This window comes from Streptomyces sp. NPDC008079 (genome assembly GCF_042957385.1).
In the GTDB taxonomy this organism is placed as follows: domain Bacteria; phylum Actinomycetota; class Actinomycetes; order Streptomycetales; family Streptomycetaceae; genus Actinacidiphila.
The window spans coordinates 1,278,860-1,302,229 of the sequence record NZ_JBIBIC010000001.1 but is presented as its reverse complement, the minus strand read 5'-3'; the positions used below and the strand labels follow the sequence as shown (position 1 = coordinate 1,302,229).

The window sequence follows — 23,370 nt, the reverse complement described above, 5'->3', positions numbered from 1 at the left end:
AGCCCGTGCCCGGTCAGCCGCGTGCCCGGTCAGCCGCGCCCGAGGATCAGGCTCATCGCCTCCGCGCGGGTCGCGGGGTCGCGGAGCTGGCCGCGTACGGCGGAGGTGATGGTCTTGGCGCCCTGCTTGCGGACCCCGCGCATCGTCATGCACATGTGCTCGCACTCGATGACCACGATCACCCCGCGCGGCTCCAGGATGCGCATCAGGGCGTCGGCGACCTGCGTGGTCAGCCGCTCCTGCACCTGCGGGCGCCGGGCGTACACGTCGACCAGCCGGGCCAGCTTGGACAGGCCGGTGATCTTGCCGCTGACGGCCGGGATGTAGCCGACGTGCGCGACGCCGACGAACGGCACCAGGTGGTGCTCGCAGGACGACATCACCTCGATGTCCTTCACCAGCACCATCTCGTCGTGCCCGAGGTCGAAGGTGGTGGTCAGCACGTCCTCCGGCGTCTGCCAGAGCCCGGCGAATATCTCCTTGTACGCGCGCGCCACCCGCGCCGGGGTCTCCCGCAGGCCCTCCCGGTCGGGGTCCTCGCCGACCGCGTACAGCAGCTCGCGCACCGCGGCCTCGGCCCGCTTCTCGTCGAACTCGCCGATCGAACCCTCGCCGTCGATCGTCACGGGGTCGGTCATGATGCCTCGTTCCTCCGAAGTTCGGCGAAGTGGGAAAGCTGGCCCAAAAACGGCAATGGCCCCAAGGTTAAAACCCTGGGGCCACTGCCTGCATTCCGGGTCCGGCCCGGACTGCCTGTTCTCGTGCCTGACCGGCTCGCGCCGGTCAGCTCTCCGGCGTGCCGTCCTCGGGACGGTCGACCGGCTCCGCGACGGGCTTGGTCGTGCTGACCGAACCCGTCGTGATGCCGTTGGCCGGCTGCGAGCCGTTGGTCAGTGCCAGCTCCTTGGGAGAGAGCACCGGCGGGCGGGTGGACGGCGTACGACGGGCGGAGCCCGTCCAGGCCGGACGCGGGGGACGCCTGACGATCGGAGCGAAGATCTCGGCGATCTGCTCCTTGTTCAGGGTCTCCTTCTCCAGCAGGTTCAGAACGAGGTTGTCCAGGACGTCCCGGTTCTCGACCAGGATCTCCCACGCCTCGTTGTGCGCCGTCTCGATGAGCTTCTTGACTTCCTCGTCCACCAGCCCGGCGACCTCTTCCGAGTAGTCGCGCTGGTGACCCATCTCACGGCCGAGGAACGGCTCCGAGTCGCTGGAACCGAACTTGATCGCGCCCAGCCGCTCGGTCATGCCGTACTGCGTGACCATGGCACGGGCGGTCGCGGTGGCCTTCTCGATGTCGTTCGACGCGCCGGTGGTCGGGTCGTGGAAGACCAGTTCCTCCGCCGCCCGGCCGCCCATCATGTAGGCGAGCTGGTCGAGCATCTCGTTGCGCGTCGTGGAGTACTTGTCCTCGTCGGGCAGCACCATCGTGTAGCCCAGCGCGCGGCCGCGGGACAGGATCGTCACCTTGTGGACCGGGTCGGAGTTCGGCGAGGCCGCCGCGACCAGGGCGTGTCCGCCCTCGTGGTACGCGGTGATCTTCTTCTCCTTGTCCGACATGATCCGGGTGCGCTTCTGCGGACCGGCCACGACGCGGTCGATCGCCTCGTCCAGCGTGGCGTTGTCGATGACCTTCTTGTTGCTGCGCGCGGTCAGCAGCGCCGCCTCGTTGAGCACATTGCTCAGGTCGGCGCCGGTGAAGCCGGGGGTGCGGCGGGCGACGGCCATGAGGTCGACGTCCGGTGCGACCGGCTTGCCCTTCTGGTGCACGCTGAGGATCTCCACGCGCCCCTGGAGGTCCGGCGGGTCGACCGCGATCTGCCGGTCGAAACGGCCGGGACGCAGCAGCGCCGGGTCCAGGATGTCGGGCCGGTTCGTGGCGGCGATGAGGATCACGCCGCCCTTCACGTCGAAGCCGTCCATCTCGACCAGGAGCTGGTTGAGGGTCTGCTCGCGCTCGTCGTGACCGCCGCCCAGACCCGCACCGCGGTGCCGGCCGACGGCGTCGATCTCGTCGACGAAGACGATGGCCGGGGCGTTCGCCTTGGCCTGCTCGAACAGGTCGCGGACGCGGCTGGCGCCGACACCCACGAACATCTCGACGAAGTCGGAGCCGGAGATCGAGTAGAACGGCACGCCCGCCTCACCCGCGACAGCGCGGGCCAGCAGGGTCTTGCCGGTACCCGGACGGCCGTACAGCAGCACGCCCTTGGGGATCTTGGCGCCGACGGCCTGGAACTTCGCGGGCTCCTGGAGGAATTCCTTGATCTCCTGGAGCTCCTCCACCGCCTCGTCGCAACCGGCCACGTCGGAGAACGTCGTCTTCGGCGTGTCCTTGGTGATCAGCTTCGCCTTGGACTTGCCGAACTGCATGACGCGCGAGCCGCCGCCCTGCATCTGGTTCATCAGGAACAGGAAGACCACGACGATGAGGACGAACGGGAGCAGCGACAGCAGAATGCCGACGAAAGCGTTCTGCTTCGACGGCGAGACGGTGTAACCGTCGGGAAGGGTGGTCCCCTTCACCTTGCCGTCGACGATGTTCTGCAGCTCCGCGGCGATGGCCGAGCCCTGGTTGCCGATGTAGCTGGCGCGGACCTTGGAGCTGCCCTCGACCTTGGATCCGTCCCTGAGCTGGATCTTGATGGAGTTGTCGTCGCCTGTCGTCAGCTCGGCGGACTTGGCCTGGTTTGATTCGATCGCATGTAGAACCTCGCCGGTATCCACCGTCTTGTAGCCGCCGCCGGACCCGACGACCTGCATCAACACGACCACGGCGAGGACAGCCAGCACGATCCACATGACTGGCCCACGGAAATAGCGCTTCACGTCCATCCATGCGGGGCGAAGTCGCCCCGTCCCTCCTGCCACAGTGAGGCACCGCCGCCTGCTGGCCGCGCGTGCATGCCGGTGTATGACCCGACCTTCGGACGGTACCCCAGCATTGTCACCCGAGGTTGCCGCCGACCGTTAACAATCCCGCCTTCCCCTGCTCCAACGGCGGGAAACCGACTGGGGTTCCCGGGGCCGAACGGGGTGTGGCCGACGTCATGACTGTGCCGCGCCGGACCGCCGGCGGCGGGCCGACGGGAGTCAGCCACCGTATACGTGCGGGGCGAGTGTGCCCACGAACGGGAGATTGCGGTACTTCTCCGCATAGTCCAGGCCGTATCCGACCACGAACTCGTTGGGAATGTCGAACCCGGTGTACTTCACGTCGAGCTGGACCTTGGCCGCCTCGGGCTTGCGCAGCAGCGTGCAGACCTCCAGGGAGGCGGGGCCGCGCGAGCCCAGGTTGCTGATCAGCCAGGACAGCGTCAGCCCGGAGTCGATGATGTCCTCGACGATCAGGACGTCACGGCCCGCGATGTCGGTGTCCAGGTCCTTGAGGATGCGCACCACACCCGAGGACTTGGTGCCGGCGCCGTAGGAGGACACCGCCATCCAGTCCATCGTCACGTTGCTCGACAGCGCCCGTGCGAGGTCCGCCATCACCATCACGGCGCCCTTGAGGACACCGACGATCAGCAGGTCCTTGCCCGCGTAGTCCCGGTCGATCTGCGCGGCGAGCTCGCTGAGCTTCGCGTCGATCTCTGGCTTGGAGATGAGCACTTTCTCAAGATCGGCGCCCATGTCGTTCTCGTTCACTGCGCGGTATGTCCCTCAAGTAGTCGGCTCCCGGGTCGCTGGGCGACGGCAGCTCTACGACGGCGAGAACACCAGTCTGCCATTGGCCCTGAGAACGGCGACGCCGCCCGGCAGGTTGAGGGCTTTCTGTCCGTGCCAGCCGGTGACCAGCCGGTCGACCTCCTCGATGTGCCGGGCGAAGAGGAAGCCGGGGGGCGAGCCGGCGGCGATGGCGGCGCGGCGCAGGACGCGGCGGCGTACGGCGGCGGGCAGGCCGTGCAGCCGCAGCGCGTCCAGGCTGCCGTCGTCGCCCGCCGCGTCGGCCTCGGCGTCCGCGGCCCACTGGTCCAGCGCGTCGGCGTCGTCCCTGGAGAGCTGCGCGGTGCGGGCCAGCGCCTCGACGACGCCTTTGCCGAGGGACTTCTCCAGGACGGGCAGGGCTTCGTGTCTGACGCGGGAGCGGGTGTACGCGGGGTCGTGGTTGTGCGGGTCCTCCCACACGGTGATGCCCTGGGCGAGACAGCCCTTGCGTACGGTGTCGCGGTCCAGCAGCAGGAAGGGGCGCCGGTACCGGCCGCCGGTACCGGAGACCGCGGCCATTCCGGCCAGCGAGCGGGTGCCGGAGCCGCGGGCGAGGCCCAGGAGCACCGTTTCTGCCTGGTCGTCACGTGTGTGGCCGAGCAGGACGGCGGCGGCGCCGTGCGATTCGGCGGCGGAGTCGAGCGCCGCGTACCGGGCGTCTCTGGCGGCGGCTTCGGGACCGCCCTGGCGGCCGACGGTGACGCCGATCGCGTCGACCGGGTCGAGGCCGAGGCCGCGCAGCCGCCCGGCGACCTCTTGGGCGCGGCCGGCGGAGCCCGCCTGGAGGCCGTGGTCGACGGTGACGGCTCCGGCGCGCACGCCGAGCCGGGGTGCTTCGAAAGCGAGGGCGGCGGCCAGCGCCATGGAGTCGGCTCCGCCGCTGCACGCGGCGAGCACCAACGGGTGCGGGTCGGTGGACGCGGTGAGGACGTCGTGCAGGACGCGGCGGACCGCCAGGCGTATCGCCGCGACCGTGGGGTGGGGTCCCATGTCCGGTTTCCCTCCTGAGGAGGCTATGAGGAAAGCGCCGAAGTGACGCAGGGTATCCAGATGGTGACAGAAGCTCGGGGCTTACCCGAGCATCGCACGCGCTACCCTGCGCCTACGGTCCCTCGGACGGGTGAACCCGAGGGCGGACACGGCCTTCATGAGCGGTTACGCCCTCACGATTCGCTACGGCTGTGCACCCGCGCGACCCACTCGGCGGGTTTGGCGATCTCCGCCTTGGTGGGCAGCGTGTTGGGCGAGGTCCACACCCGGTTGAAGCCGTCCATGCCGACCTCGTCGACGACCGCCCGGACGAAGCGCTCGCCGTCGCGGTACTGGCGGAGCTTGGCGTCCAGGCCGAGGAGCTTGCGCAGCGCCTGGTCCAGGCGGCCCGCGCCGCTGGCCCTGCGCTGGCTGAACTTCTCCCGGATCTCGGCGACGGTCGCCACGACCTCGGGCCCCACGCCGTCCATCACGAAGTCCGCGTGGCCTTCGAGCAGCGACATCACGGCGGTCAGCCGGGCCAGGATCTCCCGCTGGGAGGGGGTCTGCACCAGGTCGACGAGGCTGCGGTCCTCGTCCCGGTCCTTGTCGGCGTCTTCTTCCTTGCCGCCGCCGGAGCCGGTGAAGGACTGCACGGCCTCCCTGACCCGCTCGATCACCGTCGAGGCGTCCAGTTCGGTCTCGCCGAGGAACGCCTGGATCTCGCCCTCGATGTGGTCGCGCAGCCACGGCACCGCGGAGAACTGGGTGCGGTGCGTCTCCTCGTGCAGGCACACCCACAGGCGGAAGTCGTGCGGGTCGACGTCCAGCTCGCGCTCGACGTGCACGATGTTCGGCGCGACCAGCAGCAGTCGACCGGCGCGGGACTCGCCGGGGCCCGGCTTGACCGGTCCCGCGGGCATGTCGCGGCTCGGCGGCGCGAAGGTCTCGTACTGGCCGAGCACCCGCGAGGACAGGAAGCTCAGCAGCATGCCGACCTCGACGCCGGTCACCTTGCCGCCGACCGTGCCGAGCACGACTCCGCCGGGGCCGCCGGGGCGGCGCGCCTGCATCTTCCCGAGCAGGGGCTTCATCACCTCCCGGAACCCGGCCACGTTGGCCTTCACCCAGCCCGCCCGGTCCACGATGAGCACCGGGGTGCCGTGCGGTGGCACCTCCGCGTCCCCGTACATCCGGGTGAACTCCCTGACGTGCGCCTCCGACTCCTGCGCGTGCGCCCGCAGCTCCGCCACGATGGCCCGAGCCTCGTCCCGGCTCACCTCAGGCCCCGGCCGCGTCAACCGCTGCGCGGTCGCCACGGCGAGGTTCCAGTCGACCATCTCGCTTCCACCGATGCTCGTCATGCCTTCACGGTACGTTGCCGCTCCCCCTTTGGGCTCCCCCGCCAACAGGTTCCCCCTCCGGCCGCCCCCCGAAATACGGCTTCAGCCCCTCCGGCTAACGCCGCCTCAAACGCCGGCGGGGCTGTTCCCCCCACCCACCCGCCCTTCCCCCTGCCGGGGGGGGGCACCCCACCCGGAGACGTCGTTCAAGGCCAAAGCCAGCGCCTGGCGGGCGCGCCAGAAACACCGATCCAGCCCGTCCGGCGATTGAGGACACCAGCCCGTGGCCCGCGCCCGCTTCTTCAAGCCCGTTCGGCGATTGAGGACTCCCGCCAGTGCCCCAACCCCGTTTCTTCGAGCCCGTCCGGCGATTGAGGACATCGGGGACGCGGGCTAGGGGTGGGTGGTGAGGGCGGCGGCCAGGTGGTCGAGGGCTTTCTGCGCGCCGCCAGGCGAATCCGTGCCGTGGGTGAGGAACGCGAAGGCGAGGAGGCGCCCCGCGGGGGACACGGCGGTGCCGGCGATCGTGTTGGTCCCGGTGAGCGTCCCGGTCTTGGCGTGGACCACCCCGGCGCCCCCGCCGCCCCGGAAGCGGTCGGCGAGCGTGCCGGTGAAACCGGCGACCGGCAGCCCGGTCAGGACCGACCGCATCTCGGGATGCGCGGGACTCGCCGCGAGCGCGAGAATCCGGGCCAGCGTGGTGGCCGACAGCGCGTCGTCCCCGTCGAGTCCGCTCCCGTCGTGGAAGGCGGCGCCGGCGAGCGGCACCCCGAGCCGCCGCAGGGCGTCGGGAATGGCGCTCGCCGCCCCGGCGAAACTGGCGGGCCGCCCGAGCGCGCGGGCCACATGCCGGGCCAGCGCCTCGGCCACGTCGTTGTCGCTGTCGGTCAGCATCCGCTCCACCAGCTCCGACAGCGGCGCGGACTGATGGGCCGCCAGCCGCGTACCCCCGTGCCCGCCGGCGGGCGCCGCCTCGCCCTTGACCCTGATCCCCCGGTCCCGCAGCAGGTCCGCGAAGGCGTCGGCGGCCGACTCGGCCGGATCGTCGGCGCGTTGCGCGGGCCCGCTCGAACTGTGGTCGAGCCGCCCCTCGCGGACCATGAGCGCGGTGACCGGCGCGAGGTTCTCGTTGGGCCCGATGGGGTGGAGCGCGGTGCCGCTGAACAGGGACGTGTCGTAGCCGAGCCGTACGGACGTGGTGCCGCGCGCCTTGAGCGCGGCGGCGGTGTCGTCGGCGAGCCCGCCGAGTTCGAGGGTCGGGTCGCCGCCGCCGACCAGGACGACCCGGCCGGCCGCGGTGACCACCACGGTCGTGGTGAGGCGGCGGCCGGGCCCGAGCGTGCCGAGCGCGGCCGTCGCGGTGGCGAGCTTGGTGGTGGAGGCGGGGGTGGACGGCGTACCGGCCCGGTGGTCGTACACGACGGTCCCGGTGGCCACGTCGATGACGGTCCCGGTGCGTACGGTGCCGAGCCCGTCGGCGTTCATCAGCGGGTCGAGGAGGGACTTGAGGGCGGCCGGGTCCGGCGGCGTACCGGCGGACGAGCCCTTGCCCGTACCGGGCGCGGCGGCGGGTACCGGGGCCAGTACGGGGGCGGCGGACGGCGCGGGCGGGGTGATCCGGGGCGTGGGCGCGGCGGTGCGCGGTCCCGAGGCCACGACGTGGTCCCGGCCGGCCGCGTGCTCGCGCTCGGCCGTACGCTGGCCTGCGTCCCACGGGCCTGCCGCGGCCACCGCCCCGGCCGCCACCGCCAGACCTATCGCGGCCGACCCCGCCACGACCTGCCACGTCTTGCCGTGCGGCACCCCCGACCAGCCCCTTTCGCGACCACCCACATGCGTGGGAGACACTTAATCACCCGCAGTATGCGCTGATCATGGAGGAGTAGGGCCTTGGAGTTCGACGTCACGATCGAGATCCCGAAGGGTTCGCGGAACAAGTACGAGGTGGACCACGAGACCGGTCGTATCCGCCTGGACCGCAGGCTCTTCACCTCGACCAGTTACCCGGCCGACTACGGCTTCATCGAGAACACCCTCGGCCAGGACGGCGACCCGCTGGACGCGCTGGTCATCCTGGACGAGCCGACCTTCCCCGGCTGCCTCATCACGTGCCGGGCGATCGGCATGTTCCGCATGACGGACGAGGCCGGCGGCGACGACAAGGTGCTGTGCGTGCCCGCGTCGGACCCGCGCGTGGAGCACCTGCGTGACATTCACCACGTCAGCGAGTTCGACCGGCTGGAGATCCAGCACTTCTTCGAGGTCTACAAGGACCTCGAGCCCGGCAAGTCCGTCGAGGGCGCCAACTGGGTCGGCCGCACCGAGGCCGAGACGGAGATCGAGGAGTCCTTCCGCCGTCTGAAGGAGCAGGGCCCGGGCCACTGAAGCCCCGCCGCACCTGAACGCCGGGCGGCCGACACGTCATCAGCGACGTGTCGGCCGCCCGGCGTTTCCGTGCCCGAGCGGGGTCAGAAGCCGCGGGTGCGTTTGGCCGCGCCGCGCGGGGCGGCGGGGCCCGGCGGCTTGAGGACCAGGCGGGCCAGCTCGCCGCCGAGGTTGACGCCGATGGCGATGGCCAGGGCGAGGGCGGCGGCCCGGGTGAGCAGGGTGAACGCCTGGTCGGAGTGGTTGTTGGTGAGGGCGAGCAGCCCGAAGTACGTGGCGGATCCGGGCAGCAGCGGGCCGATGGCGGCGGTGACGTACGGCAGCACGGACACGTACCGGTAGCGGGCCATCAACTGGCCGAAGAGGCCGACGAGTCCGGCCGCGGCGGCGGTGGCCGCGACCTGGTTGCCGCCCGCCTGCTGGTGCAGGACGCCGTAGACCGTCCAGGCGATGCCGCCGTTGAGGGTGACCAGCGGCAGGACGCCGCGCTCGCACTGGAGCAGCACCGCGAAGGCGAGGGTCAGCACCATCGCGGCCAGCAGCTGCACCCACGGGTGGTCGTACGCGCGCAGCGCCTGGTCGGGGTTGAGGTCGGCGCCGAGGGTGGTGAAGCCCGCGTAGAGGATGACGGTGACGCCGATGACGATGCCGACGACGAGGTACATCACCTCCAGCAGCCGGGCGGAGGCGGTGATGTAGAAGCCGGTGAGGCCGTCCTGGACGGCGGCGACCAGCGCGCGGCCCGGCAGCAGCGCGAAGAGGCCGCCGGTGATCACCGCCGACGCCTGGACGCCGTTGGCGCCGGGGATCCAGTGCGCGTACCGGTCGATGAGGACGCCCATCGCGGCGGCGGGCATCGCCGCCGCCGCGAACTGGTAGAACTCCGGCAGCCCGCGCCCGGCGAGCAGCCACGCGAGCCGGTCGCCGAGCATCGCGGCCAGCGCGGCGGCGGCGAAGATGACCGGGCCGCCGCCGACCAGGACGCTGGCCGCGCCCGCGAGCAGCCCGGCGGCGCCGGTGAGCGCCCAGGAGCTGTACGGGTGCCGGTTGCGGCGGATCTCGGCGAGCCGGCGGTACGCGTCCTCCAGCGTCGCCTCGTGCGCGGTGATCTCCTCGACGAGCTGGAAGACCGCGGCGAGCCGGGTGTAGTCGGTGCCGCGGCGGCGCACCGTGCGGCTCATGGTCAGCGGCGGGTCGGTGAGCGAGGGCTGGAAGGAGATGCCCAGCAGCGTGAAGGTGACGTTCGGCTCGACGCGGGCCAGTCCGTACGCGTAGCTGACGCCGAGCATCGCCGCCTCGACGTCCTCGGCGCCCTCGCCGCCCGCGAGCAGCAGTTCGCCGATGCGCAGGGTCAGGTCGAGGACGCGCGGTACGGGGACCAGGTGCGCGGTTTCCTGGCGGTCCGCGGGGGTCTCGGGTGCGGGGCGCTCGGTGACGGGGATGCGGACCATGGCCCGCATCCGGTCCTGCCACCGCGCGTCGGTGGGCGGCAGGACGACCATCGGAATGCTCCCGGTGGTGCTGGTGAGGCTTGTCGGGCCCGTCGTACCCGTTGTTCCGGAAGCTCCGGCTGTTCCCGGTGCTCCTGTTGCTCCGGGCGTTCCCGCTGTTCCCGCTGTTCCCGCCGTTCCGCCGGGCGGGGCGAATGCGCTGCCCGTGACGACCGGGGGGAATGTGGTGCCTGTGGGGGGTGTGAATTCGGAGCGGACCTCGTCCGACTCAGGTTTTCCGTCGTCGGACACCGGTCGTGCTCTCCTTTCCGCAATCCGCGTTTCTGTGAATCCTGTGAATCACGGGAATCCCGCCGACGCCCCCGTTCCCCCGTTACGGCGTCGGTTCCCGCAGGTCAGCGCTTTTGCGCGCGGTGCCGGCCGGGGGTGCGCGGCGCGGCCGGAACCGGCTCGGGGCCACCCGCCGCCGGGCCCGCACCGGCTCCCGTACCCGGAATCACGGCCTCCTTTTTCGCCTTGCCGCGCGACCGCAGGTATTCGATGCCGATCGGCACCACCGAGAGCAGCACGACCAGGACGAGCATCGCTTCGATGTTCTTGTGCACGAATTCGATCTGGCCGAGCCAGTATCCGAGTACGGTGACACCCGCACCCCACAGTGTCGCGCCGATGAGGTTGAAGGTGACAAAGGTGCGGTAGTTCATTCGGCTGACGCCTGCGACGATTGGGGTGAACGTTCGTACGATGGGCACGAAGCAGGCCATCACGATCGCCTTGGGTCCGTGGCGCTCGAAAAAGGCATGTGCCTTCTCGATATTCTCCATCTTGAACAAGCGTGAGTCGGGCCTGCGGAACAGCGAGGGTCCGACCTTGCGGCCGAACAGATATCCCGCCTGTTCGCCGAGCACCGCCGCCACCGCGATCAGCGCGGCCACCAGCGCGAGCGGCTGGTGCAGCGTGCCGGTCGCCACCAGCAGACCGGTCGTGAACAGCAGTGAGTCTCCGGGCAGGAAGAAACCGATGAGGAGCCCGGACTCGGCGAACACGATCAGCAGTACGCCCCACAGGCCGTACGTGTTGATCAGATGGTCCGGGTCGAGCCAGCTCGGGCCGAGCGCGATGGTCGTCACGGACCAAAACTATCAATCCAGTGTTGATACAAACGTTCCGCAACCTGCGGTTGGTGCACTACCTTCTCCGCAGCGTCATCCACGCACCACCCTAAGTTTCGCAAGTCTGGCATCTCTCCCCCCACGTGCCCCGTCACCGCGTCCGACCACCTGGCGGCTCCCGTTATGACTCGCGCCATCGCACTGCACGAAGTTTCCAAGTACTACCCGAAGCAGCCGTCGCCTGCTGTGGACCGGTTCTCGCTCGACATCGCACCCGGAGAGTTCCTGGTGCTGCTCGGCCCGTCCGGCTGCGGCAAGTCCACGGTCCTGCGCATGATCGCGGGTCTGGAGGACATCACCACCGGCGAGTTGCTGCTCGACGGGGAGTACTCCAACGACCTCGCACCCGGCGACCGCCGGATGGCGATGGTGTTCCAGAACTTCGCGCTGTACCCCAGCATGACCAGCCGGGAGAACATCGGCTTCCCGCTGCGCTTCGAGATGCCCGGTGAGGAGCACGGGCCCCGGGTCGACGAGACCGCCCGCATCCTCGGCATCGAGGAGATCCTGGACCGCTACCCCGGACAGCTCTCCGGCGGCGAGCGGCAGCGGGTCGCGATGGGCCGGGCGATCTCCCGGCACCCCTCGGTCTTCCTCATGGACGAGCCGCTGTCCAACCTGGACGCAAAGCTGCGCGCGCACCTGCGCGCCGAGATCGCCCGGCTGACCCACGGCATGGGCGTCACGACGGTGTACGTGACGCACGACCAGGCCGAGGCCATGTCGCTGGGCGACCGCGTCGCGATCATGCGCAGCGGTGTCCTCCAGCAGATCAGCACGCCGCGTGAGGCGTATCACCTGCCGGAGAACGTGTTCGTCGCCGCTTTCGTCGGCACGCCCCGGATCAATCTCCTCCAGGCGACGGTCCTGGCGCCGCTCGGCGGCGGCATGTGGATCGACTTCGGCCGCCAGCGGCTCGGCATGCCGGAACCGCTCAGCCTCGACCACCAGATGCTCCGCATCCAGCAGGGGCGCCGCATCATCGTCGGGCTGCGCTCGGAGGCCGTCCGCATCGCGCAGCCGAGCCAGGCGCACGCGGGCGAGGTCGTGCTGAGCGGGATCGTCGAGCACGTGGAGTACCAGGGCCACGAATCCCTGGTGCACCTCAACACCGGGTCGCGGCCCGCCGTCGTCCCCGAACTGGAGGCCCCGCGGCCCGCGCAGGCGCCGTCCCGCTCGGGCACCCGGCGCGCGGCGAACGGCTCGGGCACCAGCCTCGGCAAGCTCGCGCAGAAGGCCGCGCGGCGCATCCAGGCGTCGGTGCCGGCGCGGGACGGCGGCTCCAACGGCGGCGGCGTCCCGCCGCGGCCGAACCACGCGCCCGGCCGCGCTCCGGTGACGGTGATGGACCGCCCCCTGGGCGCGCCCGAGACCCAGACCGGCGACCTCGTGGTCCGCACCGGCCCCGACATCCGCGTCCGCCGCGGTGACCGCGTGCCCCTGCTGGTGGACCTCGCCCACCTGTACGTCTTCGACCACGAGGGCCAGCGCATCTGTCCCGCCCCGGTCCAGGCCCCCCGCCTGGAATAGCCGCGTCGGCGTATTCGCGGGTGCGGAGCGGGGAGGTGCGGGGCAGGCTGCCGATATGGGAATCGAAGAGTACGGCGGCGGCCAGGAGCAGGGCGCCGAGATCATTGTCGTCACGACGAACGACGTGCCCGGCTTCCGGGTCGAGCGGGTCATCGGTGAGGTCTTCGGCCTCACCGTCCGCTCGCGGCACCTGGGCAGTCAGATCGGCGCCGGGCTGAAGTCCATGATCGGCGGCGAACTCAAGGGCCTGACGAAGACGCTGGTGCAGACCCGTAACCAGGCCATGGAGCGCCTCGTCGAACAGGCCAAGGCGCGCGGCGCCAACGCCGTCCTCATGATGCGCTTCGACGTCACCGACGCCGCGGACCTCGGCACCGAGGTCTGCGCGTACGGCACCGCCGTGGTCCTCGCCCGCGAGTAGCCGCCGCGCGGGGCGCATGAGGTCCGGGTCACCTGAGGGGCGGCGCCCGGTCCGGGGTCTTGTCGTACCCCGGTGGAATGCTGGGCGTCGCCGACCTCAAGGAGGATGCCATGCAGGACACCTCGTCCCCGGACCCCGAGACCACGATGCTGCTGTCGTACCTGGACGCCCAGCGGCGTCACGTGCTGGGGATTCTGGAGGGGCTGGACGAGGAGGCGCTGCACCGGCCGGTGCTGCCGTCGGGGTGGAGCTGCGCGGGGCTGGTGCGGCACCTCGCGCTGGACGTGGAGCGCTTCTGGTTCCGCGGGGTGGTGGCCGGGGAGAAGGCCGTGATCGACGCGGCGCTGACCGGCCCCGACGACGCCTGGAAGGTGGGCCCGGAGGTTTCGGCCAAGGGCGTGCTCGACCTCTACCGCCAGGAGACGGCGCTCGCGGACGCCGTGATCACCTCGACGGCGCCGAGCGCCGCCCCGGCCTGGTGGCCGACCGAACTCTTCGGGCCCGACGGCGGCATTCGGGACCTGCGCGAGGCGATCCTGCACGTCACGGTGGAGACGGCCTGCCACGCGGGTCACCTGGACGCCGTCCGTGAGCTGATCGACGGCAGGAAGTGGCTCGTGCTCACCGAGTCCTGAGCCGGACGCCCGGCCCAGTCTCCTGGGGGAAGTTCCGGGGCGGGAGCGGGCGCGGGGCGGCGGGCGGGTGCAGGCTGGGCGGGTCGGGAAAGACGCCCGCGCACGCGCTGCCGGGCTCGCCACGGAAGGCTGACATGTCACTGCACAAAGGCACGGACTCCGCCCGCAACATCGCCGTCAACCCGTTCTTCGGTGAGGCGGACCCGGTCGACGGCCGGATGACGGCTCCGCCCAAGCACAAGCTGGCGGACGGACCCATGCCGCCGCACACCGCGTACCAGATCGTGCACGACGAGCTGATGCTGGACGGCAATTCGCGGCTGAATCTGGCGACGTTCGTCACGACGTGGATGGAGCCGCAGGCCAGTGTGCTGATGGCGGAGTGCGCCGACAAGAACATGATCGACAAGGACGAGTACCCGCGTACGGCGGAGCTGGAGCGCCGCTGCGTGGCGATCCTCGCCGACCTGTGGAACGCGCCGGACCCCAGCTCGGTGGTGGGCTGTTCGACCACCGGCTCGTCCGAGGCGTGCATGCTCGCGGGGATGGCGCTCAAGCGCCGCTGGATGCGGCGCACGCCCGGCTATCCGGCGACCGCGCGGCCCAATCTGGTGATGGGCGCGAACGTGCAGGTGTGCTGGGAGAAGTTCTGCGCCTTCTGGGAGGTCGAGGCGCGGCTGGCGCCGATGGAGGGCGACCGGCTGCACCTGGACGCGGAGTCGGCGCTCGCCCTGTGCGACGAGAACACCATCGGTGTGGTGGCCGTGCTGGGCTCGACCTTCGACGGGTCGTACGAGCCGGTCGCGGAGATCTGCGCGGCGCTGGACGCGTACGAGGAGCGGACCGGTACGCACATCCCGGTGCATGTCGACGGCGCGTCCGGCGCCATGATCGCGCCGTTCCTCGACGAGGACCTGGTGTGGGACTTCCGGCTGCCGCGGGTGGCGTCGATCAACACCTCGGGCCACAAGTACGGCCTGGTGTACCCGGGCGTGGGCTGGGCCCTGTGGCGGGACACGGAGGCGCTGCCGGAGGAGCTGGTCTTCCGGGTGAACTACCTCGGCGGTGACATGCCGACCTTCGCGCTGAACTTCTCGCGGCCGGGCGCGCAGGTCGTGGCGCAGTACTACTCCTTCCTGCGGCTGGGCTGGGACGGCTACCGCGCGGTGCAGCAGGCCAGCCGGGACGTGGCGATGTCGCTGGCGGCGCGGATCGCGAAGCTGGAGGACTTCACGCTGGTCAGCGCGGGTGACCAGTTGCCGGTCTTCGCCTTCACCACCGCGCCGGGGGTGGAGAACTACGACGTCTTCGACGTGTCGCGGCGGCTGCGCGAACGCGGCTGGCTGGTCCCGGCGTACACCTATCCGGCCGACCGCACCGATCTCGCGGTGCTGCGCATCGTCTGCCGCAACGGCTTCTCCGAGGACCTGGCGGACCTGCTGATGGAGGACCTGGGCCGCCTGCTGCCGGAGCTGCGCCGCCAGCCGCACCCGCTGAACCGCCCGGAGAACGTGGCGACCGCCTTCCACCACTAGCTGTCCGGGGGTCTCACGGCTGGCTGAGGCTCACCGCCAGCACCGCGCGGTCGTCGGCGACGGGCGCGCCGCCGGTCCAGGTGACCAGGTCCCGCAGCAGGACGTCGATGGCGTGCTGCGGGCCGGTCACCGGGCCGAGGCCGGAGAGCCGGATCTCGGGGTCGTAGAAGACGCCTTCGCGGTCGCGGGTCTCGGTCACGCCGTCGGTGACCAGCAGCAGTGTGGCGCCCGGCGGGAAGGCCAGCTCTTCGGGCACCGTGCGGACTCCGCCGAGGTCGCTCATGCCGAACGGCACGTCGGGGGCGGCGGCTTCGAGGGTACGTACGGTGCCGCCGTCGAGCAGGTACGGCGGCGGGTGGCCGCGGTTGAGCAGCCGCAGGGTGTCGCACACCTCCTCGGGGTCCTCGGGGCGGTGGACGAATTCGGCCAGCAGCCCGGTGGTGAAGCCCTCCAGGTACTCCTCGCCGCTGCCGCCGCCGCGCCGTTCCCGGTCCCGGTCCAGCGCCCGGTCCAGGCGCCGCGCGAGGCCCGGCAGGTCGGGTTCCTCGTCGGCCGCCTCGCGGAAGGCGCCGAGCAGCACCGCGACGCTGGCGACCGCGCCCATCCCCTTGCCGCGCACGTCCCCGATCAGCAGCCGTACGCCGTAGCGGGTCTGCTCGGCCGCGTAGACATCACCGCCGATCCGCGCCCCGCTCTGGGCGGCCTCGTACCGGGCGGCTATGGCCAGCGGGCCGATCCGGGGCGGCGGGTCGGGCAGCAGGGCGCGCTGGGCCGACTCGGCGACGTCCCGCACGGTGGCGAGCCGCCGCCCCGAACGGGTCAGCGCCCGGTTGACGGCGAGGCCGATGACGGCGGAGAGCACCACGTTCAGGATCTCGGCCACGCCGACGCCCTCGCGGATGATGCCGCCGTGGACGGTGAGCACGAAGACGCCCACCAGCGACGCCAGACAGGTGAGGACCGCGATGCGGGCGGACTGGATCGCGCCGGCCAGTACGCAGGCTCCGGCCAGCATTGTGTCGCCGGTGTAGGGATTGGGCGTGACGAGGTCGAAGACCAGTCCGCCGACGATCATGGCGGCCGGGACCCAGCGCATCATGGCGGTGGGCCAAGGGGTCACAGTCCGCACATCGTCCACTTGAGGATAATATGCCCGATTCGGGGTGAAGGGGATGCCCCGGCGGAGCCGTCCGGGACGGAACGGGACGGATGCGTCCCGCGGTGATGCGGGCCGCGCCCGTCTGCGGCACGGTGGAGGGACCTCCGAAGGAAAGGTCCGTCATGGCCGAGCACACCTATCGGGTCACCGAGATCGTCGGCACCTCGCACGAAGGCGTGGACGCCGCCGTCAGGAACGGCGTCAAGCGGGCCGCGCAAACGCTGCGCGGTCTCGACTGGTTCCAGATCACCGAGGTCCGCGGGCACATCGTGGACGGCGAGGTCGAGCACTACCAGGTGGGGCTGAAGGTGGGGTTCCGTCTGGAGGACACGGACGGCTCCGCCGGGTAGCGCCCGCCGCACGGGGTGCGCCCCGTCAGGGGCGCCGGGCCCGCGACGGGCGCTGCGGCACCGCCCCGGACGGCCGTACGGTGTCACCCGCTCGGCGCGGCCGCACCCCCGTTCGGCGTATCACCGGTCGCCGTATCCGACAGGGCGTCAGATCCTTTTGTCATTAAGGCGGGTCATAGCCGGATTCGGCCCCCGCCGTGGACGCTGACGCACTCTCGGGAGCCCGTATGAGCCAGGAGACGCCCACCCCGCCGCCCCCGCCGGGGTACACACCCCCGCCGCCCACGCCCCGCGAGTCCGCGTGGGCCGCCGGTGGCACCGTCTTCGCCGGGATGATGCTGGTGTTCGGCGGCGCGCTGGCGATCCTGGAGGGGATCGTCGGCATCAGGAAGAACTCGGTGTACGTCTCCACGCGGGACTACGTCTACAAGTTCGACGTCACGTCCTGGGGCTGGATCCACCTGGCGCTCGGCGTGGTCGCCGTCCTCGTCGGCTTCGGCCTGCTGGCCGGTTCCGCCTGGGCGCGCTGGGGCGGCATCCTGATCGCCGGGCTCAACCTGGTGGCGAACTTCATGTTCCTGCCGTACCAGCCGGTCTGGGCCGTGGTCATGATCGCCATCGACGTCTTCATCATCTGGGCGCTGGCCACGTACGAACCGGCCGGGCACGGTCACGGGTCGCACGGCGGCTCGCACGGCGGGCGGCACGGCACCTCCGCCCCGGGCGCCGGGGGCCGGCTGTGACGTACACGAGCCCCACACTGGAACAGCTCCGCCGCTGCACCGTCGCCGTCGACATCGGCGCCGCCCGTACCCGCGTCTACGTCCGCAACGTCGGCGTCGTCGCCGACGAGCCGAGCGTGGCCGCGGTCGACGTACGCACCGGCGCGCTGATCGCGGTCGGCGAGCGCGCCGAGCAGATGGCCGGGCGCACCCCCGGGCACATCCGGGTGGCCAGGCCGGTCGCGGGCGGCGCGGTCGTCGACATCGAGATGGCGCGGCGCATGCTCAAGCACGTGCTCGGCGACAAGCTCGGCAAGCGGTGGCGGCGCATGCCGGTGCTGCGCGCCGCGGTGTGCATGCCGCACGGCAGCGAGCCGATCGCGCGGCGCGCGGCCATCGAGACGCTGTACGGGCTCGGCGCGCGCAAGGTCGAGCTGGTGGACACGCTGATCGCCGCTGCGGTCGGCTGCGGGCTGCCCGTCGAGCACCCCGAGGCCACGATGATCGTGGTGTGCGGCGCCGGTACGACGCAGGTCGCCGTCCTGTCGCTGGGGTCCATCGTGGCCGCGGAGACGGTGCCGGTCGGCGGTGACGCCATCGACCGCGCGGTCGTCCAGCACCTGCGCAACCACCACGAGTTGATGCTGCCCAGCCAGTCGGTACGGCCGCTGCACCAGATGCTCGGCTCCCCCGGCACCGGCGGGACGGTCACCACCGAGGTCCACGGCCGCGACGTCGTCAGCGGCCTCGCCCGCTCCGTCCTCGTCGAGACCGAGGGCGTGCGCCACGCGATGCGCACCCCGCTCACCTCCGTGCTCGACGCCATCACCACCGTGCTGCGCGCCTGCCCGCCCGACCTGGTCGCCGATCTCGCCGACCGGGGCATCATGCTGGCCGGCGGCAGCGCCCTCATGCCCGGCCTCGACCTCATGCTCGGCCAGGCCACCGGCATGCCCGTCCACATCGCCCCCCGCCCCGACACCGTCGCCGTCCAGGGCCTCGGCGCCATGATCGAGGGCCGGGTCCGCCCCATGGTCCTCGACCCCCTGACGGTCTAGGCGTATTGACCACCAGCCCCCCCGTCACCCGCGTCGACAACCCTCCGGGTCCCTACGCCCAGGGCGGTCCGAGGGCACCCTCCCCCCACGGCGGGTGCCCTCCCAGGACGCGCCTTCAGCGCGCGGCCCGGTACGCCAGGCCCCGTACGAAGGCGTCCCGCACGCTCGCCCTCAGCTGCCGGGCCCAGGGCGGGTCGGTCTCGCCGCGCGCCGTGCTCCAGCAGGCGAGGGCGTAGCCGTACTCCGCCGGGCTCAGGTACCCCATCCGGTACCAGGGCTCGTCCCCGCGGCCGGTGAGCATCCGGTCGGTGAGATCGCCGACCGGCACCACCGAGTACCCGGCCGCCTTCACGTAGTCGTCCGCGGCGTTGGCCGTCAGGACGCCCATGCCGAGGTGGACGGTCACCAGGTCGGTGAGGCGCTCCTCCTGCGCGCGGGAGATGCCCAGCCCGGCCACCCGCCGCTCGCCGACCAGCCGGGCGTGCGCCAGCTCGTGGGCGACGAGCCCCGCGAACGCGTCGGGCCGCGCGGCCACACCGCGGTCCAGTTCGATCACCGCCCAGCCGAGCACCTTGCGGTACTCACCGACCCGGTGCCTCTTGCCCGGGACCCGCTCCGGGGAGTCCACCAGCAGCACACGGACGCCGGAGACGTCCGCGCCCATCACCGCGCCGATCCGCCGCACCAGCGGCTCGACCCGCTCCCGCGTACCGCTGAAGTCCGCGGGGACGAAGCCCGGCAGCGCGATCTCGCGGTGCGCGGTCGCGGGCCCGAACTCCTCGGCGCACCACCGCAGCCACCGCTCGGTCCAGGCGCGCTCCCTGTCCGGTACGGGACACGCTCCCGGTACGTCGGCCCGCAGCCACGGTTTCGGCCCCGTCGTCCTCGGCCCGCCCGGCGCCGGGTCCCTCCCCCGCAGCCAGTCCGCCACCCCGTCCGGCACCCGTCGGCCCATGCCACCCCCCGGTGTTCCCACCCGCCCCCTCCCCCCAGGACGCCCCCCGACCTCCCGCCAGTTGCACCGGCCGGGCCCGCCGCTCGCCACTGACCGGCGCGGGTCCTCGCGGCTCCCGCCGCCGCGGCCGCCGGAGGTGAACACGGCGTGGCCAGGGGCGGAAATGTGGTCGGCGGGGATCGCGGGGGGCGCCAGGGGGCTGGGAGCATGCGGGCGTGACGGGTGCGGCGGCGGGACAGTTGAGGCGGCGCCTCGGTGTGGGGGACGCCGTGGTGATCGGGCTCGGGGCGATGATCGGCGCCGGGGTCTTCGCGGCGTTCGCTCCCGCGGCCCGCGCCGCGGGCACCGCGCTCCTCGCGGCCCTGGCGGTCGCTGCCGTCGTGGCGTACTGCAACGCGACGTCCTCGGCGCGCCTGGCGGCCCGCCACCCGCGCTCCGGCGGGACGTATGTGTACGGCACGGAGCGGCTCGGCCCCCTCTGGGGCTACCTGGCCGGGTGGAGCTTCGTGGCGGGCAAGACGGCCTCGTGCGCGGCGATGGCGCTGACGGTGGGGGCGTACGCGTGGCCCGAGCACCGCCGCGCGGTGGCGGTCGCGGCCGTGGTGGCCCTGACGGCCGTGAACTGCCTGGGCGTACGGAAGGCCGCCTGGCTGACCCGGCTGATCGTGGCGGTGACCCTCGCGGTCCTCGCGGCGGCGGTCACCGCGTGCCTGACCAGTACGCGGGCCGACGCGGGACGGCTGGCGTGGGACGGTGCCGCCTCCGGCCCGCACGGCGTGCTCCAGGCCGCCGGTCTGCTCTTCTTCGCCTTCGCGGGGTACGCCAGGATTGCCACGCTCGGCGAGGAGGTGAAAGACCCGGCGCGGACCGTCCCCCGCGCGATCCCGCTGGCGCTCGGCGTGACCCTCGTGGTCTACGCGGCCGTCGCCGTCGCCCTGCTGACCGTTCTCGGGCCCGACGCCCTGGCCCGCTCGGCCGCGCCCCTCACCGACGCCGTCCGTACGGCCGGGGTGCCGGGTCTGGCCCCGGTGGTCCGCGTCGGCGCGGCCGTGGCCGCCCTCGGCTCCCTGCTGGCGCTGATCCTCGGCGTCTCCCGTACCACCCTGGCGATGGCACGCGACCGGCACTTCCCGTACGCGCTCGCCGCCGTCCATCCGCGCCACGGGACCCCGGTCAGGGCGGAGGCGGCGGTCGGCGCCCTGGTCGTGGCGCTCACCGCGACCACCGATCTGACCGGGGCGATCGGCTTCTCGTCCTTCGGCGTCCTCGTCTACTACGCCGTCGCCAACGCCAGCGCCCTGCGGCTGGGCGCGGACGAGCGCCGGCCGCACCCGGCCGTTCCGGTCGTCGGCCTGACCGGCTGCGCGGTGCTGGCCGCGAGCCTCCCCCCGGCCTCGGTGCTGGCCGGTCTCGGCGTGACGGCGGTCGGCGCGGTGGCGTACGCGGTGGCCCCGCGCCGGGGCGGCCGGTCGTCCTGAGCGGCACCCGGTGTCGACCGCGCCGAGCAGTGCCCGCGCCGGGGCGGACGACCGGCGTAAATCGCGTGACCGCCTCCAGGGGCAGCGGCGAGACTGACGCCATGACCGGTTCCGCACCGCCTCACCCGCTGCGACCGCGCGCGCTGGGGCCCGGGGATCTCGTGGTCCTCGCGGCGCTGTCCGGTCCGCTGTCCGCCGCGCACGAGCCCCATGTCGAGCGGACGGTGGCGGTGCTCGAACGGATGGGATTCCGCGTGCGCCGGGCTCCGCTGCTCGAAGCGGGCCGAAGCCACTGGTGGAGCGCGGCCGCACCGGCGGAGATCGCCGCAGAGCTCAACGGCCTTCTGCGTGATCCCGAGGTGCGCGCGATCGTCGCGAGTGACGGCGGCCAGACGGCGCTCGGCTACCTCGACCTGATCGATGTCGAGGCGATCAGGGCCGACCCCAAGCCGATCCTCGGCTACAGCGACATCTCGCTGCTGCATCTGGTGCTCCACGCACGCACGGGCCTGGTCGGGTTCCACGCCGACATGGCCGTCCCCGGCTTCGGCGGGCACTGGCGGTCCGCGCCCGCTGCGCGCCAGGCGGAACTCGAGAAGCTCTACTCCAGGCTGCTGACCTGTACCGAGGCGATCGGCGCGCTGCCCGCGAGCCCGTCGTGGGAGTGCTGGCGTCCCGGTCGTACCGAAGGCCGTCTGATCGGAGGGGTGATCAACCGCGTCGTGCTGGCGCAGGCGACGCGGTTCGCGCTGCCGCTCGAACGGTTCGACGGCGCGGTGCTGTTCTGGGAGGAGACGGGCGGCCTGGCCTCGCACGTGTGGAGCTATCTGCATGTGCTGCGGCACTCCGGCGTCCTCGACCGGATCTCCGGCATGGTCGTGGGCGTTCCGGGCGGGATCGGCGGACTTGAGCCCGGCGCGTCCCCGACCCTGCCCGAGCTGGTCCTCGACGTCCTCGGCGACCGTGACATCCCGGTCCTGGGCAATGTCGAGTTCGGGCACGCCGGTCCGAATCTGCCGATGCCGGTCGGCATTCGCGTCGGCCTCGACGCGCGACGGCGGACGTTGTCGCTCCTCGAACCGGCGGTGGGGCCGCGCGCGACGACAGGCACGGTCGGCTGAGCACCGCCGATCAGCGAGCGGGGCCGCGCGCGGCGACGGGCCCGGTCGGCTGAACACCGCCGATCAGTGAGCGGACGGCGGGCGTACGCGGTCACCGGCGGTGAGAGGGCGTCCACGCGGACGCGACCGTGGGGGCCGGGCGCGGGCTCTCCTGAGACGAGCGGTGGGGCCGGGGTTCAGAAGCGGGCGCGGTCGGCCGCCGCCTCGCCGTGGCGCCAGCCCTCGGCGTCGCGGCCCTTGAGCCGCGAAGTGGTGGTGGACGGGAACATGCGGCGGGTCGCGTCGCGTACGTCGACCTCGCGGGCGGCGAGGACGGGCAGCAGGTCGGCGGGCGGGGTGGCGGTCTCGGCCTGGGCCTCCCGGGTGGCGGCGGCCAGGCGTTCGCGGACGCGGCCCGCGTAACCGATCAGGAAGGACTCGCGGAAGTCGCGCGAGCGCGAGGTGCCGCCGCGCAGGGCGTGGTCGGCCTGGACGAGCAGCGAGGTGTAGAGGAGTTCGACGGCCTCCAGGTCGGTCGCGAAACCGACCACCGTCGAGAAGCCGAAATCGGCCGCCCACACCGCCTGGCAGCGGTTCGCCGCCGCGACGGCGTCCAGCAGCAGGGCCTTCGCGCCCTCGTACGGGCGGTCCACCCCGATCCGGCACGCGCCGGGGCCCCGGCCCGGCGCCCCGGGCGCTCCCGTGGCCGCGACCAGCGCCTCGTCGATGCTGTGCCTGGCCATCAGGTGCTGGGCCTTCGCCGACAGCGCCTCGGCCTCCTCGGGGAAGCCGGTGGACTCGGCCTTCGCCAGCAGCGCCCGGATGCGGGCGAGCATCTTGGAGTGCGGGCCGGTGGCCGGGGGCGCCGACGCGGGGCCCGGCGTCAGGGGGGTGATGCGGGGCAGCCGCCCGTACAGGCAGAGCAGTTCCACGAGGGCCGTCGCCGCGCTGAAGCGGTCGAGCCGCTCGCTGCGGGCGAACTCCGCGAGGAAGGGTTCCTCGCCGTCCCCCGCGGCCCGCGCCAACCGCTCGTGCCGCGCGTCGAGTTCCCGCCCGGCCATCCGTACGAGGTCCCGAAGCTCCCACCCGCGCGCCCCGCACTCCCGCACCACCCGCCCGGCCAGCTTCCCGGCCGCGCCCTCCCACCGCTCACCCGCGGCGGCCAGCACCGACGCCGCCGCGTCCACGGCGGCTTCCTCCGCCGTCGCTCCCGCGCCGGAAGCCACCGCCGCCGCATACGCCCGCTCGAACTCGTCCACGGATCCATGGTCGCCGACGCGGCGCGCGTCGCTCGCCGGCCCCCGCTGGCCGAGCGCGTACGCGGTCCCCCGCACGGGCCCCGAGAGCCGGAACGTGTTGCGGCCATGTCAATTTGTCCCTTAGGTTGACGCGCGTCGAC

Annotated in this window: 21 protein-coding genes; 10 read left to right on the top strand and 11 right to left on the bottom strand. The window is 72.3% G+C overall.

Features of this window, described 5'->3' with window-relative positions; genetic code table 11:
• Nucleotides 1-29: 29 nt before the first annotated feature.
• The 6 genes from folE to dacB all read right to left on the bottom strand — a co-directional run bounded on the left by folE (nt 30) and on the right by dacB (nt 7,823).
• Nucleotides 30-638: a GTP cyclohydrolase I FolE gene (folE, locus tag ACFZAM_RS05705; protein WP_188283469.1), complete on the bottom strand. Its 609-nt coding sequence runs from the start codon at nt 636-638 to the stop codon at nt 30-32.
• A gap of 145 nt (nt 639-783) precedes the next feature.
• Complete coding sequence (gene ftsH / locus ACFZAM_RS05700) at nt 784-2,835, bottom strand: ATP-dependent zinc metalloprotease FtsH (protein ID WP_355337283.1); 2,052 nt, start codon at nt 2,833-2,835, stop codon at nt 784-786.
• A gap of 258 nt (nt 2,836-3,093) precedes the next feature.
• Nucleotides 3,094-3,648 (bottom strand): hypoxanthine phosphoribosyltransferase, encoded by a 555-nt coding sequence (hpt, locus tag ACFZAM_RS05695; RefSeq protein ID WP_355337280.1) that lies wholly within the window; start codon nt 3,646-3,648, stop codon nt 3,094-3,096.
• Nucleotides 3,649-3,702: 54 nt separating this feature from the next.
• Nucleotides 3,703-4,698: a tRNA lysidine(34) synthetase TilS gene (gene tilS / locus ACFZAM_RS05690; RefSeq protein WP_355337277.1), complete on the bottom strand. Its 996-nt coding sequence runs from the start codon at nt 4,696-4,698 to the stop codon at nt 3,703-3,705.
• Between the two features lie 173 nt (nt 4,699-4,871).
• On the bottom strand, nt 4,872-6,041 hold the full coding sequence (locus tag ACFZAM_RS05685; RefSeq protein ID WP_355337274.1) for a zinc-dependent metalloprotease: 1,170 nt from the start codon (nt 6,039-6,041) through the stop codon (nt 4,872-4,874).
• A gap of 372 nt (nt 6,042-6,413) precedes the next feature.
• Nucleotides 6,414-7,823: a D-alanyl-D-alanine carboxypeptidase/D-alanyl-D-alanine-endopeptidase gene (gene dacB / locus ACFZAM_RS05680; RefSeq protein WP_391043028.1), complete on the bottom strand. Its 1,410-nt coding sequence runs from the start codon at nt 7,821-7,823 to the stop codon at nt 6,414-6,416.
• Between the two features lie 87 nt (nt 7,824-7,910).
• On the opposite strand from dacB, the gene ACFZAM_RS05675 reads away from it, so the two are divergent.
• Nucleotides 7,911-8,405 carry an inorganic diphosphatase gene (locus tag ACFZAM_RS05675; protein WP_188283474.1) on the top strand — a complete coding sequence of 165 codons (495 nt, stop codon included), beginning with the start codon at nt 7,911-7,913 and terminating at the stop codon, nt 8,403-8,405.
• A gap of 83 nt (nt 8,406-8,488) precedes the next feature.
• Here the strand turns inward: ACFZAM_RS05675 and ACFZAM_RS05670 are convergent, their stop codons facing one another.
• Nucleotides 8,489-9,907: a threonine/serine exporter family protein gene (locus ACFZAM_RS05670; RefSeq protein ID WP_391043026.1), complete on the bottom strand. Its 1,419-nt coding sequence runs from the start codon at nt 9,905-9,907 to the stop codon at nt 8,489-8,491.
• A 344-nt stretch (nt 9,908-10,251) separates the two neighbouring features.
• On the bottom strand, nt 10,252-10,986 hold the full coding sequence (locus ACFZAM_RS05665; protein WP_391043024.1) for a VTT domain-containing protein: 735 nt from the start codon (nt 10,984-10,986) through the stop codon (nt 10,252-10,254).
• A gap of 165 nt (nt 10,987-11,151) precedes the next feature.
• On the opposite strand from ACFZAM_RS05665, the gene ACFZAM_RS05660 reads away from it, so the two are divergent.
• From ACFZAM_RS05660 to ACFZAM_RS05645, 4 genes are all read left to right on the top strand, one after another.
• The gene (locus ACFZAM_RS05660) at nt 11,152-12,558 is read left to right on the top strand and encodes an ATP-binding cassette domain-containing protein (RefSeq protein ID WP_391043022.1); all 1,407 of its coding nucleotides are present in this window, start codon (nt 11,152-11,154) and stop codon (nt 12,556-12,558) included.
• A 55-nt stretch (nt 12,559-12,613) separates the two neighbouring features.
• Nucleotides 12,614-12,979, top strand: coding sequence for a YbjQ family protein (locus ACFZAM_RS05655; RefSeq protein WP_355336414.1), 366 nt, complete (start codon nt 12,614-12,616; stop codon nt 12,977-12,979).
• 110 nt (nt 12,980-13,089) lie between these two features.
• Nucleotides 13,090-13,614 carry a DUF664 domain-containing protein gene (locus tag ACFZAM_RS05650; RefSeq protein ID WP_391043018.1) on the top strand — a complete coding sequence of 175 codons (525 nt, stop codon included), beginning with the start codon at nt 13,090-13,092 and terminating at the stop codon, nt 13,612-13,614.
• A 134-nt stretch (nt 13,615-13,748) separates the two neighbouring features.
• On the top strand, nt 13,749-15,149 hold the full coding sequence (locus ACFZAM_RS05645; RefSeq protein ID WP_355336412.1) for a glutamate decarboxylase: 1,401 nt from the start codon (nt 13,749-13,751) through the stop codon (nt 15,147-15,149).
• A gap of 13 nt (nt 15,150-15,162) precedes the next feature.
• Here the strand turns inward: ACFZAM_RS05645 and ACFZAM_RS05640 are convergent, their stop codons facing one another.
• Complete coding sequence (locus tag ACFZAM_RS05640) at nt 15,163-16,287, bottom strand: SpoIIE family protein phosphatase (protein ID WP_391043015.1); 1,125 nt, start codon at nt 16,285-16,287, stop codon at nt 15,163-15,165.
• A gap of 143 nt (nt 16,288-16,430) precedes the next feature.
• On the opposite strand from ACFZAM_RS05640, the gene ACFZAM_RS05635 reads away from it, so the two are divergent.
• The 3 genes from ACFZAM_RS05635 (at nt 16,431) to ACFZAM_RS05625 (ending at nt 18,438) form a co-directional block, all read left to right on the top strand.
• Nucleotides 16,431-16,658 (top strand): dodecin, encoded by a 228-nt coding sequence (locus ACFZAM_RS05635; protein WP_355336410.1) that lies wholly within the window; start codon nt 16,431-16,433, stop codon nt 16,656-16,658.
• 227 nt (nt 16,659-16,885) lie between these two features.
• Nucleotides 16,886-17,401 (top strand): hypothetical protein, encoded by a 516-nt coding sequence (locus ACFZAM_RS05630; RefSeq protein WP_355336409.1) that lies wholly within the window; start codon nt 16,886-16,888, stop codon nt 17,399-17,401.
• Complete coding sequence (locus ACFZAM_RS05625; protein ID WP_355336408.1) at nt 17,398-18,438, top strand: rod shape-determining protein; 1,041 nt, start codon at nt 17,398-17,400, stop codon at nt 18,436-18,438. The genes ACFZAM_RS05630 and ACFZAM_RS05625 overlap by 4 nt, the downstream gene beginning before the upstream one ends.
• 115 nt (nt 18,439-18,553) lie before the next feature.
• Here the strand turns inward: ACFZAM_RS05625 and ACFZAM_RS05620 are convergent, their stop codons facing one another.
• A complete protein-coding gene (locus ACFZAM_RS05620; RefSeq protein ID WP_391043011.1) occupies nt 18,554-19,393 on the bottom strand; it encodes a hypothetical protein in 840 nt (279 codons plus the stop codon).
• A gap of 215 nt (nt 19,394-19,608) precedes the next feature.
• Between ACFZAM_RS05620 and ACFZAM_RS05615 the strand changes: the two genes are divergently transcribed.
• Together ACFZAM_RS05615 and ACFZAM_RS05610 are read left to right on the top strand one after the other, a co-directional pair.
• Complete coding sequence (locus ACFZAM_RS05615) at nt 19,609-20,871, top strand: amino acid permease (protein WP_391043009.1); 1,263 nt, start codon at nt 19,609-19,611, stop codon at nt 20,869-20,871.
• A 101-nt stretch (nt 20,872-20,972) separates the two neighbouring features.
• On the top strand, nt 20,973-21,992 hold the full coding sequence (locus tag ACFZAM_RS05610; RefSeq protein ID WP_391043007.1) for an LD-carboxypeptidase: 1,020 nt from the start codon (nt 20,973-20,975) through the stop codon (nt 21,990-21,992).
• Between the two features lie 176 nt (nt 21,993-22,168).
• Here ACFZAM_RS05610 and ACFZAM_RS05605 read toward each other — a convergent pair whose 3' ends face one another.
• The gene (locus ACFZAM_RS05605; RefSeq protein ID WP_355336404.1) at nt 22,169-23,230 is read right to left on the bottom strand and encodes a DUF2786 domain-containing protein; all 1,062 of its coding nucleotides are present in this window, start codon (nt 23,228-23,230) and stop codon (nt 22,169-22,171) included.
• Nucleotides 23,231-23,370 lie beyond the last annotated feature (140 nt).

What these genes read in the sequence shown, in the direction of transcription:
- folE (WP_188283469.1), bottom strand. Translation starts at nt 638, where the DNA reads ATGACCGACCCCGTGACGATCGACGGCGAGGGTTCGATCGGCGAGTTC.
- ftsH (WP_355337283.1), bottom strand. Translation starts at nt 2,835, where the DNA reads ATGGACGTGAAGCGCTATTTCCGTGGGCCAGTCATGTGGATCGTGCTG.
- tilS (WP_355337277.1), bottom strand. Translation starts at nt 4,698, where the DNA reads ATGGGACCCCACCCCACGGTCGCGGCGATACGCCTGGCGGTCCGCCGC.
- ACFZAM_RS05685 (WP_355337274.1), bottom strand. Translation starts at nt 6,041, where the DNA reads ATGACGAGCATCGGTGGAAGCGAGATGGTCGACTGGAACCTCGCCGTG.
- ACFZAM_RS05670 (WP_391043026.1), bottom strand. Translation starts at nt 9,907, where the DNA reads ATGGTCGTCCTGCCGCCCACCGACGCGCGGTGGCAGGACCGGATGCGG.
- ACFZAM_RS05660 (WP_391043022.1), top strand. Translation starts at nt 11,152, where the DNA reads ATGACTCGCGCCATCGCACTGCACGAAGTTTCCAAGTACTACCCGAAG.
- ACFZAM_RS05655 (WP_355336414.1), top strand. Translation starts at nt 12,614, where the DNA reads ATGGGAATCGAAGAGTACGGCGGCGGCCAGGAGCAGGGCGCCGAGATC.
- ACFZAM_RS05650 (WP_391043018.1), top strand. Translation starts at nt 13,090, where the DNA reads ATGCAGGACACCTCGTCCCCGGACCCCGAGACCACGATGCTGCTGTCG.
- ACFZAM_RS05645 (WP_355336412.1), top strand. Translation starts at nt 13,749, where the DNA reads ATGTCACTGCACAAAGGCACGGACTCCGCCCGCAACATCGCCGTCAAC.
- ACFZAM_RS05635 (WP_355336410.1), top strand. Translation starts at nt 16,431, where the DNA reads ATGGCCGAGCACACCTATCGGGTCACCGAGATCGTCGGCACCTCGCAC.
- ACFZAM_RS05630 (WP_355336409.1), top strand. Translation starts at nt 16,886, where the DNA reads ATGAGCCAGGAGACGCCCACCCCGCCGCCCCCGCCGGGGTACACACCC.
- ACFZAM_RS05620 (WP_391043011.1), bottom strand. Translation starts at nt 19,393, where the DNA reads ATGGGCCGACGGGTGCCGGACGGGGTGGCGGACTGGCTGCGGGGGAGG.
- ACFZAM_RS05610 (WP_391043007.1), top strand. Translation starts at nt 20,973, where the DNA reads ATGACCGGTTCCGCACCGCCTCACCCGCTGCGACCGCGCGCGCTGGGG.